Consider the following 12,836-nt stretch of genomic DNA (forward strand, 5'->3'; position numbering starts at 1 on the left):
GTGATCGGGGTCGCGGAGGTCTGCGTGAAGCACGGGCTTCAACAGCAGGGGCGACAACACCGACAGGTCAACACGCGGACGAGTCTAGTCCGACGGCGGACGGGAAGCGACGGATGCCGCGACCCGGCGCTCTCCCGCCGGTCGCGGCACCCGTCGGCCGTTCCGGGTCACCAGGTCCTCACGTCCTCCGATCGTCCGACGTGCGCGGCCTGCGCGATGAGCGGCAGGGAGCGGTCGACGGCCTGTGCGACGCGACGGGTCACCGCGGGGTCGACGAGCTCGTAGCCCGCGAAGTCGGCATCCGACGCGTACACGCCCATCGGCAGTGTGAGCGCCTGGAAGAAGCCGAACAGCGGGCGCAGCTGATGCTCGATCATGAGCGCGTGTCGCTCGCCCCCACCGGTGGCGCCGAGCAGCACCGGCGTGCCGACGAGCCCGTACTGACCGACGAAGTCGAACAGATGCTTGAAGAGACCGGTGAAGGAGGCGCGGTACACCGGGCTGGCCGCGACCAGCAGATCGGCCGACTCGATCGCCTGCAGCGCCGCCTCGACCTCCGTGGCGACGTCGGCGCGCCGCAGCGCGCCAGAGAACCCGGGGCCCAGCGCTGCGACCTCGACCAGCTCGGTCTCGGCAGGGACCCGCTCCGCCACGGCGTCCAGGATCGCGCCGATCAGAGCCGTCGTCCGGCTCGGTGCCTGCAGCGAGCCCGAGACGCCGACCACACGCAGCCGCCGTGACGCGGATGGACCCGGCGTGGGGTCAGTGGACCCGGACGGTGTCCCCGCATCGCGCCACGCCCGGACCCCGAGAGGAGCAGCGAGCGTCGCCTGGGCGTCGAACGTGCTCACGAGTTCTCCTCCGGCGGCGCGACCGGACGCCCGATCGACAGCATCAGACGGTTCGCCCAGTTGAAGAACGCGGCGCCGTGCACGACGTCGGCGATCTCGAGCTCGTCCAGGCCCGCGGCGCGCAGGCGCGCGACGTGAGCGACGTCGAACGCGAGCGGCGTCGCGGTGAGCGCTGCGGCGGCCGCCACGATGGCGTCCCAGCGCTCGCCCAGCTCGGCGCCGATCCCCTCGGCGAGCAGTCGGTCCACCAGCTCGGGAGCTTTCGAGTGGTGGGCGGCGAAGCGTGCGTGCACCGAGGCACAGAAGACGCAGCCGTTGATCCGCGAAGCGGCGGTGGCTGCGAGTTCCCGTTCGGCCCGCGGGAGCCCGTCGGCCGTGTTGTAGAAGATGTCCTTGTCGACGAGCGTGCGCGCACGCAGGATCTCGGGGTCGCGCGCCAGCAGCCGGAAGTAGTCGCTCCCGGCGCGCTGCCGGTCGACCAGGCCGTCGTAGTGGCGCTGGGTGAGCTCTTCGATGAGAAGCGGCTGGAGCCACGGCACCCACCCCACCTCAGCGCGCGTGAACGCGTGTGGGTGCGCGGCATCGTGGGCGAGGACGGCTGATGCGGTCGTGCTGCCGGTCATGCGGAGACCTCCTGGGTCGCGGCGATCGCGCGGAGCCCTGCGGCGACGCGCTGCTGGAACGCGAGGAACGACACCAGCTGCGACAGCGTGACGATCCCGTCGGGGGTCCACCCCGCCTCGAGCAGACGCGCGTGATCGGCGGCATCCGCCTCACGTGGCCGGAACGTGAGCAGGTGCGTGTGGGCGAGCGCGGCCGCGAGCCGCTCCCCGAGCACGTCGCGCGTGTCGGGGGACGGCTCGTACCGTCGGCCCTCGCTGCTCTCGCCCCGCAGTCCCTCCTCGCGATACGCACCGAACGGCCCTGCCGTCGCGGCGAAGGATGCCTCGGCGAGGACGAGCGCGGCACGCTCGGAGTCGGCGTCGCGAGCGGCGTCCGCGTAGTGGCGCGCCGTCTCGTCGTCGGCCGTGGAGCGCGTCGCGAACGCGGCGACGAGCACGCGGTCGGCGACGGCGAACGTTCTGTCGTCGACCGGTGCGAAGAGGGCGTCGTAGCTGGCCTGCAGCTGGTCGCGCGTGACAGGTCGCCGGCGGCGAAGCTCGTCGAGCACGTCGCCTCGGCGCACGCCGACGAGCTCGTCGACGACGTCGGTGGTCGCGGTGGTCATGGGGTCTCCTTTCCGAGACGTCCGAGTGGTTCGAGGGTTCCTTCGCGCGCTCTCCAGCCGAGTGCGGGGGCGACCTCGGTGGCGAACAGCTCGATCGACCGCAGCACGAAGTCGTGCGGGGCGTCCACCGAGTGCACCTGGAAGGCGACCTCGGTGGCCCGCGAGAGAGTCGTGTCGGTGGCAAGCGATGCGGCCACCTCTTCGGGGGTCCCGAGGTGCGTGTCCGTCGCGGCGATGAGCTCGTCGAGCGTGTCGCCGGGGATGTGCTGTCCGGCGCGCCGGAAGCCCTCCGCCGCGCGGCGCAGCCCCACCGCGGCGAAGCGCACCGCGTCGGCGCGGTCGTCGGCGACGAACACGGTGCGGGATGCCGTGATCCGCGGCGCTGCGCCGGTCGGGAGCGCGTCGAGATAGCGGTCGATGATCGGATGCTGCAGGTCGGCGAGGGTCGCGCCGACGGCGTCCGCCGCGCGAGGCTGCGTGCGCGACAGCAGCAGGCCGTGGCCGTGCACGCCGGCGCGCGCGCCTCCCGCCGCGGAGAACGTCGCCTGCCACACGCGCGAAGACAGGGGTGTGGCGGTAGGCGGTGTCACCGCGCTCGGATCGGGGTAGAGCCTGTTGCCCGCGCCGATCTCACGCCCTGCGAGTGCGTCGAGCAGGAGCGCGAGCTTCGCGTCGTAGACGGCGGCCTTGGCCGCCGCGTCCTGACCGAAGGGCGCGAACGACGACGGGGTGCCGCCGCTGCCGAGACCGAGGTCGATCCGCCCGCCGGAGAGCAGGTCTGCCACGACGGCGTCCTCGGCGACGCGCACCGGGTCTTCGAGCGGCAGCGTGATGACGCCGGTGCCGAGCCGGATCTCGCTCGTCGCGGCGGCGACGTGGGCGAGGAACACGAGGGGTGCCGGCAGGCCGCCCTCGGCCGCGCGGAAGTGGTGCTGCGCGACCCATGCGCGCCCGATGCCGAAGCGTTCGGCATGCCGGATCTGGTCGGCGGCGAGGCGGTATCGCTCGGAGGCGGGCGCGTCGTCGAGCAGGCGGGTGAAGAAGGCGAGAGACGACACGGTCATGCCGCGACCTCCGATCGTCCGGGCACGGCGGCCAGCAGCTCGCGCGTGTAGTCATGGGCGGGTGCGGTGAATATGTCCTCGGTGCTGCCGGCCTCGACCACCCTCCCGCGGCGCATCACCGAGACCGTGTGGCTGATGCGACGCACCACCGCGAGATCGTGCGAGATGAAGAGGTAGGTGAGACCGAGTTCCTGCTGCAGCGATTCGAGCAGCTCGAGGATGCGCGCCTGGACGGTGACGTCGAGGGCCGAGACGGCTTCGTCGAGCACGACGACCTCGGGGCGGATCGCGAGTGCTCTGGCGATCGCGACGCGCTGACGCTGTCCACCCGAGAGCTCCCGCGGCGTGCGCTCGAGCACGTCGGCGGGGAGCGAGACGCGGTCGATGAGCTCGGCGGCGCGCGCCCTCCGCTGGGGCCGCGTGCCCTCCCGGAAGTTGTGCAGCGGCTCGGCCACGATCTGCGCCACGCTCTGCCGCGGGTCCAGTGACGAGAACGGGTTCTGGTACACCAGCTGCACGCGCCGGCGCAGTCGCCGAAGCTCTTCGCCCTTCAGGCCGGCGATGTCTGCGCCGTCGAGCTGGATGCGCCCGGCGTCAGGATGCAGGAACCGCGTCACCAGCCGTGCCGTCGTCGTCTTGCCGGAGCCCGACTCCCCCACCAGCGCGTGGGTCGTGCCCCGGCGCACCTGGAACGACACGTCGTCCACGGCGCGGAACGGCTCGCGTCCACGCCCGTGCACGGCGAACTCCTTCACCAGCCCCTCCGCTGCGACGGCGTAGGGGTTCTCGGCTGCGGCGGCCGCAGCATCCCGCAGGAACAGCGGTGCCGCCGGCCCCCGGAACTCCCCGGTCGCGAGGGACGGCGCGTCGGCGAGCAGCTGACGCGTATAGGGGACAGCGGGAGACGACAGGATGCCGGCGCTCGGCCCCTGCTCGACGACGCGCCCGTGATTGAGCACCACGATGCGCTGCGCGCGGTCCGCCGCGACCCCGAGGTCGTGGGTGACGAGGAGCACCGACGTGCCCTCCTCGCGCCGCAGATCGTCGATGAGATCGAGGATGCGACGCTGCACGGTGGCGTCGAGGGCGCTCGTCGGCTCGTCCGCGATGATCAGGCGCGGCCGCAGCGCGATCGCGGTCGCGATGAGCACCCGCTGCCGCATGCCGCCGGACAGCTCGTGAGGATGCTGACGCGCCCGCAGCGCGGGGTCGTCGAGGCCGACCCGGTCGAGCAGCTCCAGCACGCGGCCGCGGCGGGTGGCGGCATCCCGCACCCCATGAAGCCGGAGGATCTCGCCCACCTGCACGCCGACCGGGCGCACCGGGTCGAGGGACGACACCGGGTCCTGGGGGACCAGGCCCACTTGTGCGCCACGCACCGCGCGCAGCCGCTTCTGGCTCCATCCGGTGATGTCGACACCGCCGATCGTGATCGATCCGCCGTCCACGCGGCCACCTTCTGGGAGCAGACCGATGAGGGCGTGAGCGGTGGTGGACTTGCCCGAGCCGGACTCGCCGACGAGTGCGACCACCTCCCCTTCGCCGACCGAGACGTCCACGCCGTGGACGACCTCTCGGCGTCCGGCCCGCGTCTGATACGACACGCGCAGATCCTGCACGTCGAGCACGCTCATCGCGCTCCCCTTCCGATCGACTGGCTGATGCGGTTGGCGCTCAGCACCACAACGAGCACGACAAGACCCGGCAGGGTGGTGAGCCACCAGGCGGTGGCGACGTAGTTGCGTCCCTCCGCGATGAGCAGCCCCCACTCCGGCGTCGGCGGCGGTGCGCCGTAACCGAGAAAGCCGAGCGTCGAGATCGCGAGGATCGCGGTGCCGAACTGCAGGGCCCCGAGCCCGACGACGGCTGTGGTCGAATTCGGGAGCACGTGCCGGCGCAGCACCGAGACGTACGATCCGCCGCTGCCGAACGCGGCCTCGACGTAGTCGGTGCGGCGCACGCGCACGACCTCGGAGCGGGAGACTCGTGCGAATGACGCGACGCTGACGACGCCGACGGCGATGGCCGCGTTGACCGTCCCGAATCCGAGCAGGATGATCACCGACAGCATGAGCAGCAGCCCGGGGATCGACAGGAGCACGTCGACAAGGCGCATCAGCACGTCATCCACCCAGCCGCCCACGGACCCGGCGACGACGCCGACGACCGTGCCGGCCGCGAGCCCCACCGTGACGGCGATGAGAGCCCCCGACAGCGAATGGATCGCGCCGTAGACGACGCGCGCGTAGACGTCGCGTCCGATCGCATCGGTGCCGAACCAGTGCGCCGCGCTCGGCGGCAGCAGCTTCTCGGCAGGCACTCCCACGATCGGGTCGTGCGACGTGAACAGCCACGGCGCGACCGCCCACAGCACCGCGACGAGGATCACCGCCACCGCGGCGACGAGCGTCCATGACGGCCGCCGCCTGCGGGCGAACAGCCGCGCGGCCGACGCGCGTCGCTCGGGCAGGCCGTCGGGCGCCCCGGCATCGTGAGCGACCGGATCGAGGACCACACCGGAGGCCTCGTCCCGCGCGGTCGCGGCGGTGGAGGCATCCGTGACCTCTGTCGTGGTCTGCGCGTTCATGCGGTCGCCTCCTGCAACGCGATGGGGGACCGGTTGCGGGCAGCGCGTCTGCCGCTGCGCAGCCGGGGATCGAGCACGGGGTAGAGCAGGTCGACGAGGAGGTTCACGACGACGAAGGTCAGCGCGGCGAGCACGACGATCCCCTGCAGCACCGGGATGTCCTGGTTCGCGACCGCCTGCTCCGTCACGCGCCCGATGCCGGGTCGTCCGAACACCGTCTCGGTGACCACCGCGCCGCCGATCAGCTCGCCGAACAGCACGCCGGCGATCGTTAGCGTCGGCAGCAGGGCGTTGCGTGCGACCGAACGCCACAGCACCCAGGACGGCGACGCGCCCTTCGCCCGCACGACGGTGACGAACGGCTGCAGCTGCACCTCATCGATGCTGCGCACGAGGATCTGGGCCAGGGGCGCCGAGATGGGCACCGCGAGCGTGACCACCGGGAGGATGAGGCCCGCCACCGGATCGGCGCCGACGATGGGCACCCAGCCGAGGCCGAACGAGAACACCTGGATGAGCAGGATGCCGAGCCAGAACACCGGCACCGCCACGAACACCCCCGGGAGGGCTTGAAGCCCTTGGCGGAGCCACGCGAACGGTGACAGCGTCGAGAGGAACGCGACCGCGAACGCGAGCACCGCGGCCAGCGCGAACCCGAGCGTCGCCAGGGCCACCGTCGGCGGGAGCGCCTCCCCGATGAGCTGCAGGACCCCGGTGCCGTACTGCGTGGAGAATCCCAAGTCCCCCTGCGCGTATCCGGTGAGGGTGGCCCAGTACTGCTCCCACCACGGCGAGTCGACGCCGTACGCGGTGCGGATGGACGCGATCTGATCAGGCGTCAGTCCCAGCTCGGGATTGTCGTACTTGATGAGGACGGCGTCGCCGGGCAGCAGCTGCAGCAGGACGAAGGTGGCCGTGAAGGCCGCGATCAGCACGATCGCGGCCTGCCCGGCGCGTCGGAGCGCGTAGCTCATGGGTTCGGCTCCCGAGTCCTACTGCTGCTCTTCGAGCCACACGTCGTAGAACAGCGGACGCGCGACCGACTCGAACTCGATCCCGTGGACGTACGGTGCTGCGCCGTACACCTGCGGCTCCTCGAACAGCGGGATGACGTACGCCTGCTCGGCGAGATGGTCCTGCACCGCCTGCGACGCCGCGATCCGCGCCTCCGCGTCGGGCGTCGAGGCCACGGCCTCGAGCAGGCGGTCGAGCTCGGCATCGTCCGACAGCAGCGTGTTGCGGTTCTTCGTGTAGTACTGGCTCTTGATGACGTCGAGGTCCGCGCGTCCGACCATCGAGTGGTAGAGCGGGGTCTTCAGCGGGTCCTTGATGTCCTCGGCGTACGTGCCGGCATCCGCCGACTTCACGTTGAGCTCGACGCCGATCTTCTTCAGCTGCTGCGAGACGAGTTCGAGCGTCTGCTTCGACAGCGGCTGCGGCTTCGCCTCGTAGACGTCCAGAGACAGGCGCTGGCCGTCCTTCTCGCGGATGCCGTCGGCTCCCGGCTCCCACCCGGCCTCGTCGAGCAGCTCCTCTGCCTTCTCGGGGTCGTACTCATAGAAGTCCGACTCGTCCTTGTATCCGAGAGCGGACGAGCTCAGTGCAGACGTGGCTCGCGGGTAGTTGCCCGTGAAGATCGTGTCGACGACCTCCTGGCTGTCGACACCGGCGACGAGGGCCTGACGAACACGGATGTCGCTCAGCAGGGGGTTGGTGAACCGCAGGCTCAGCCCGTTGTTCACACCACGGGTCTGCGGAGCGTACAGGTCGAAGCCCGACGACTCGACGCGCGCCTCGTCGAACGCCTGCACGTACCGGATGTAGTCGGCCTGGCCCGACAGCAGCGAGCCGATGCGCACGCTGTCCTCGGGCGTGACGATGAGGTGGATTTCGTCGAGGTACGCGCGGCCCTGGTGCTCGAAGCTCGGCGGCGCCCAGTCGTAATCCTCGCGTGCCTCGAGTGTGAGGTCGGTGCCTAGCTTCTCATCGGTGACCACGAAGGGACCCGAGCCCACGATGTCGACGGCGTTTCCGGCGCCGAGCTCCTCCAGCGAACGATCCAGCGTCGTCGGCGAGAGCAGGCCGGAGTTGATGGTCGACGTCGCCTGGAGGAAGCCGGGCGCCGGCGCCGAGAAGCGGAACGTCACGGTGTCGGCGTCGACGACCTCGCTCGAGGCGTAGTTGTTGATCGCCTCCGAGACCGTCAGTCCCAGCGTCGGGTTGCCGAGACCGTACGTGTCGAAGTTCTTCGCGACGGCGGCGGCGTCGAGCGGAGTCCCGTCCGAGAAGGTGACATCGTCGCGCAACTCGAACGTGTACTCCGTGGCGTCGGCGTTCACCGTCCACTCCGTCGCGACCCACGGCTCGATCTCGAGCGTTTCGGGATTCTGCCACGTCAGGCGCGCCGTGATGTTGTTCACGATGCCGCCGTTGGGGTAGAAGCCCGCCTGCGGCGGGTAGAGGTTCGTGTACGTCTGGTGCTCGAGGTAGGTGAGCGTGCCGCCGCGGACGGGGTCGTCGGCTGCGGCCGCCGCGCCCTCCGAGGCGGGCTGCCGCGACGCGCACGCCACCAGGGATGCCGCGGCGACGAGCAGGGCGGCAGCCCCGGCGGCGATTCGCAATGCGGGACGGGACATGGGTTCTCCAATGTGATTCGGGTGAGGTGAAGGGGTGCTGGCCACGCTAGGGAGCGGCATCCGTCGCCCGCCGATCGGGCTGTCACTGCTGTTCACCGTGCGCAAACGAGGGTCACCGACGTTCACGGGACGTAATACGGCGAGCTCAGCGACGCAGGGCGGCGGGTTCGGGTGCCCGCGCGAGCCGGGGCGCACCGAGCCCCGGGCGATCCCGAAGCGTCGCCCCGGAACGGCCGATGAGGCCCCGGCGCCGCAGTTCCGGCACGGCGAGGGACGTGAAGGACTCGAACTGCGACGGCTGGAAGGCAGACAGCACATTGAAGCCGTCCGCGGCGCCGGAGTCGCGCCACAGCTCGAAGTGATCGGCGATCGCTCCGGCACCGCCGACGACGAAGTTGGCCGGCACGGCGTGCGCGGCGATGAGGTGACGCCACGTGACCGGGTACGGACCGTCGAGGCTCCGGCCGGTGCGCCCGCGCACGATGCCGAGCGTCCGCGCCGCCGGCTCCGCGAAGCGGGCCGCGGCCCGCCGTGGCACCGCGTCGTCGACGGATGCCTCGCGCACGGCGTCGTCGGCGTCGATACAGGCGATGTCGAGGAACGATGCGAGCGAGCGGTTCGATGGGAACGCCGGCCGCCCGTCGGAGCCGGAGAAGCCGTCGTCGATCGGGACGAGCAGGAGCAGCCGGTCGACGATCGCGCGGGCCGCGGCATCCGTCTCCGCCACCACCGGCAGCACCGGGACGATGACCTTGAGCTCGTCGGGATCACGGCCGGATGCCTCCGCCAGCGTCCGCAGCCCGGCTCGCGTCGCCGCGGCCACGGCCGGCTCTCCCGCGGCGATGAGCGCGAGGTCGGCCTCGGTCGCGGCCAGCGCACGTGAACGCGGCGAAGTGCCGGCGTGGACGATCGGCGGATGCCCTTGCGGTGGGCGCGCGACATTCAGCGGCCCCTCGACTCGCACGTGCGCGCCCGAGAATGCGGCCGGGCGCAACCGGTCGGCGTCGATGAGCACGCCCCGAGCGGTGTCGTCGCCGAAGAAGAGGTAGTCGAGGTCGGCGTCCTCGCCCAGGCGTGCGATGCGACGCAGGACCGCGGCATCCGACTGCGGGTCGTTGTGCGCGCCGGGGTAGCGCCAGCCTGACGGGTACGCGCCGAGTGTGCGCACCATGGCGCCGACGATGAGAGGCTCGCTCATACCGGCACCACGTCCAGCGAGGGCGCCGGGCCGACGGCGGCGAGGCGGCCGCGCGCGCGCGACCACTGGCTCCACGACCCCGGATACACCACGACGTCGATGCCCGCGATCACCCCGGCCAGCGCCGTGTGGGTCGCCGCGATGCCCGAGCCGCAGTAGGCGGCGACGGCGACTCCGTCGCGCACCCCGGCGGCGGCGAACTCGGCGCGGATCTCTTCGGCCGAGCGGAACTTCCCGGCTGACAGGTGCACGGTCGTCGGCAGGTTCACCGCGCCCGGGATGTGACCGCCGACGGGGTCCAGCGGCTCGCTGTCGCCGCGGTATCGCTCGGGCGCGCGGACGTCCAGCAGCAAGCCGTGGTCGGGCCACTCCTCCACGCCGTCGATGTCGGCGAAGCCGTCGCTGATGTCATCGAGAACGACATCGCCCGGCGGGCGCGGCAGCACGTCGCCGGTCTCCAGCGGCAGCCGCTCCGCCAGCCACCCGCGAAGCCCGCCATCGAGCACACGCACGTCGGCGAGTCCGGAGCGGGTCAGCAGCCACCAGGCGCGGGCCGCCGCGACCGAGTGCACGTCGTCGTACGCGACGACGGTGTCACCGGTGCGGATTCCCCAGCGCCGGGCAGCGGCCTGCAGCTGCTCGCGGGACGGGAGCGGATGCCGCCCCTCACGCGGGTCGCCGCGGCGGGCGAGCTCGTTGTCGAGGTCGACGTAGACTGCGCCCGGCAGGTGCCCGTCGAGGTAGTCCGGGCGGCCCTCCGGCCGGTCGAGGCGCCAGCGCACGTCGAGGATCCGCGGCGGGGTGCCGCCGCGGATCAGATCGGCGAGGTCGGTCGGCGAGATGAGTGGGGTAGGCATGCGCTCATGCTGGCCGGGCGCCCGACTCGGTGAAACGCTGAGACGACACACGCCGCGACAGGGCGACACGCGGCGACATACGGGGTCATCCGCGCGCTGAATCGCGGTGTCGCGATCGAATCGCGGTGCGCCGTGCGTACCGACTACCGCGAGTCGTACGCGACATCATGAGTGGACGACGGGGGCGCGGGTCAGCCGCGCAGCGCGAGGGCGAAGGGCAGCACCTCGACCGCGCCTGCCCGCCGCAGCTCGCGGGCGGCGATCGTCAGGGTCCACCCGCTGTCGACGCGGTCGTCGACGAGGAGCACGGGCCCGTCGGGAAGGTCGAGAGTCGCCGCGGAGAAGCGCCCCCAGACGCCCGCCACCCGGAATGCGCTGTTGCCGCCCGGCCAGCCCGTCGGGCCACCGTCCACGAGGTCGAGGGCGCCGAGGAACGGCAGCCGCCCGATCTCGGCGATGCCGCGGGCGAGCGAGTCCACCAGCTGCGGCTTCGACCGCGACGGCATCGCCACGACGGCCACGGGCCGGCGGTCCCAGCCCCACTCCGCGAGCACGCGGACGCAGGCCTGCAGCACGTTCGGGGGCACCGGCGCGTCCCCGACGCCGGCGGCGAAGAGGTCGCGCAGCGCGCCGCCCCAGCCGAGGTCGGTGAGGCGAGCGAGCGCGCGTCCCTCGGCTGCCTGCTCCTCCGGAGGGATCCGGCCCTTCACCGCGACTCCGAGCCGGTCGGCGCCCGTCGGCCACTGCCGCCGGGGCTCGATCGGCACGCCGACGCGATCGAGCGCGGCCGCGGCGGCATCCGTCGCCCCCGTCGCGATCTCGGTCGGGAACCACGCGCCGGCGCAGTTGTCGCAGCGGCCGCACGGGGCGGCGGTGTCGTCGTCGAGCGAGCGCTGCAGGAACTCCATGCGGCAGCCGCGCGACTCCTCGTACTCGATCATGTGCTGCTGCTCGGCGACCCGCTCGGCGGCGATGCGCCGGTAGCGGTCCTCGTCGTAGGTCCACGGCTCGCCGGTGGCGATCCAGCCGCCCCGCACCCGGGCGACGGCTCCGTCGACGTCGAGCACCTTCAGCAGCAGCTCGAGCGGCGTGCGGCGGATGTCGACGACCGCCTCGAGCGCGGGCGTCGAGAGCGGCCCCGCGGCGTCGGCGAGCGCCGCCAGCACCCGCTCGGCTCGCTCCCGGTCGGGCATCGACGCCGTGGCGAAGTAGTGCCAGATCTCGCGGTCCTCGGTTCCCGGGAGCAGCAGCACGTCGGCCGACTCGGTCGCACGGCCGGCGCGCCCGACCTGCTGGTAGTACGACACCGGCGACGACGGGGCGCCCAGATGCACGACGAAGCCGAGGTCGGGCTTGTCGAACCCCATCCCCAGCGCGCTGGTGGCCACGAGGGCCTTCACCCGGTTGTCTTTCAGGAGCGCCTCGGACTCTTCCCGCTCGTCGGTGTCGGTCTGTCCGGTGTAGGCGCGCACGTCGTGGCCCCGCTCGCGCAGCAGTCGCGCCGTGTCGTTCGCGGCGGCGACCGTGAGGGTGTAGATGATGCCAGAGCCGGGCAGGTCGCCGAGGTGGCTGATGAGCCAGGCGAGGCGGCTCGGCGAGTCGGGCAGGCGCAGCACGCCCAGCCGCAGCGACGCGCGGGCCAGCGGCCCGCGGATCGTGAGCACGCCTGGTCCGGCATCCCCCGCCGGCCCGTCGCGGTGCGCACCCGCGTCGAGCTGCTCGGCGACGTCGGCGACCACGCGGCTGTTGGCCGTCGCGGTCGTCGCCAGCACGGGAACCCCGTCGGGCATGCGTGCGATGAGCTCGCGCAGGCGGCGGTAGTCGGGGCGGAAGTCGTGGCCCCAGTCGCTGATGCAGTGGGCCTCGTCGACGACCAGCAGGCCGATGCGGTCGACGAGCTGCGGAAGCTGCTCGTCTCGGAATGAAGGGTTGTTGAGCCGCTCCGGCGAGACGAGCAGCACGTCCACCTCGTCGTGGTCGAGCTGCGCGAGCACATCGCCCCACTCGTGCGCGTTCGTCGAGTCGATCTTCACCGCGCGGACCCCTGCCCGGGCGGCCGCCGCGATCTGGTCGCGCATGAGGGCCAGGAGCGGAGACACGAGCACGGTCGGCCCCGCACCTCGTCGGCGCAGCAGCAGCGTCGCCACGAAGTACACCGCCGACTTGCCCCAGCCGGTGCGCTGGACCACGAGCGCGCGGCGCCGGTCGTCGACGAGCGCCTCGATCGCCTCGAACTGGCCCTCGTGGAAGTCGGCGTCGTCCCGCCCCACCAGCGCCCTCAGCACGTCGAGGGCCTCGGCACGGGTGGTCGTCGTCGGTGTCACGGGTTCCACCCTGCCCCATGCTCCTGACACGTCTACCGGACTCGCCCGCGCGAGCGACGGATCGGTCGACGTCGACGGATGCCGCACCCCT

The 12,836-nt window shown here is 72.1% G+C and carries 11 protein-coding genes; all 11 read right to left on the minus strand.

The features are described 5' to 3' along the window. Positions 1 to 167 precede the first annotated feature (167 nt). Entirely contained in the window at positions 168 to 851 is a 684-nt protein-coding gene (gene msuE, locus ACZBH1_RS04480; RefSeq protein ID WP_378879990.1) for an FMN reductase, read from the minus strand. Beyond that, positions 848 to 1,474 (minus strand): alkylhydroperoxidase domain protein, encoded by a 627-nt coding sequence (locus ACZBH1_RS04485; protein WP_463645638.1) that lies wholly within the window; start codon positions 1,472 to 1,474, stop codon positions 848 to 850. The genes msuE and ACZBH1_RS04485 overlap by 4 nt, the downstream gene beginning before the upstream one ends. Next, a complete protein-coding gene (locus ACZBH1_RS04490; RefSeq protein ID WP_336393666.1) occupies positions 1,471 to 2,079 on the minus strand; it encodes a CMD domain protein in 609 nt (202 codons plus the stop codon). Before ACZBH1_RS04490 ends, ACZBH1_RS04485 begins: the two co-directional genes overlap by 4 nt. Continuing rightward, positions 2,076 to 3,143: a putative FMN-dependent luciferase-like monooxygenase gene (locus ACZBH1_RS04495; RefSeq protein ID WP_336393667.1), complete on the minus strand. Its 1,068-nt coding sequence runs from the start codon at positions 3,141 to 3,143 to the stop codon at positions 2,076 to 2,078. Before ACZBH1_RS04495 ends, ACZBH1_RS04490 begins: the two co-directional genes overlap by 4 nt. Then, on the minus strand, positions 3,140 to 4,777 hold the full coding sequence (locus tag ACZBH1_RS04500; protein ID WP_463645639.1) for a dipeptide ABC transporter ATP-binding protein: 1,638 nt from the start codon (positions 4,775 to 4,777) through the stop codon (positions 3,140 to 3,142). Before ACZBH1_RS04500 ends, ACZBH1_RS04495 begins: the two co-directional genes overlap by 4 nt. Then, entirely contained in the window at positions 4,774 to 5,730 is a 957-nt protein-coding gene (locus ACZBH1_RS04505) for an ABC transporter permease (RefSeq protein WP_463645640.1), read from the minus strand. Before ACZBH1_RS04505 ends, ACZBH1_RS04500 begins: the two co-directional genes overlap by 4 nt. Further along, entirely contained in the window at positions 5,727 to 6,704 is a 978-nt protein-coding gene (locus tag ACZBH1_RS04510; protein ID WP_378879976.1) for an ABC transporter permease, read from the minus strand. The genes ACZBH1_RS04505 and ACZBH1_RS04510 overlap by 4 nt, the downstream gene beginning before the upstream one ends. 18 nt (positions 6,705 to 6,722) lie before the next feature. Then, a complete protein-coding gene (locus ACZBH1_RS04515; protein ID WP_463645641.1) occupies positions 6,723 to 8,366 on the minus strand; it encodes a TIGR04028 family ABC transporter substrate-binding protein in 1,644 nt (547 codons plus the stop codon). A gap of 145 nt (positions 8,367 to 8,511) precedes the next feature. Further along, on the minus strand, positions 8,512 to 9,564 hold the full coding sequence (locus ACZBH1_RS04520) for an LLM class flavin-dependent oxidoreductase (protein WP_463645642.1): 1,053 nt from the start codon (positions 9,562 to 9,564) through the stop codon (positions 8,512 to 8,514). Beyond that, the gene (locus ACZBH1_RS04525) at positions 9,561 to 10,421 is read right to left on the minus strand and encodes a sulfurtransferase (protein ID WP_378879970.1); all 861 of its coding nucleotides are present in this window, start codon (positions 10,419 to 10,421) and stop codon (positions 9,561 to 9,563) included. The genes ACZBH1_RS04520 and ACZBH1_RS04525 overlap by 4 nt, the downstream gene beginning before the upstream one ends. Positions 10,422 to 10,612: 191 nt before the next feature. Continuing rightward, a complete protein-coding gene (locus ACZBH1_RS04530) occupies positions 10,613 to 12,745 on the minus strand; it encodes a RecQ family ATP-dependent DNA helicase (protein WP_463645643.1) in 2,133 nt (710 codons plus the stop codon). Positions 12,746 to 12,836 lie beyond the last annotated feature (91 nt).

The organism is Microbacterium sp. ZXT2-5 (genome assembly GCF_055329545.1).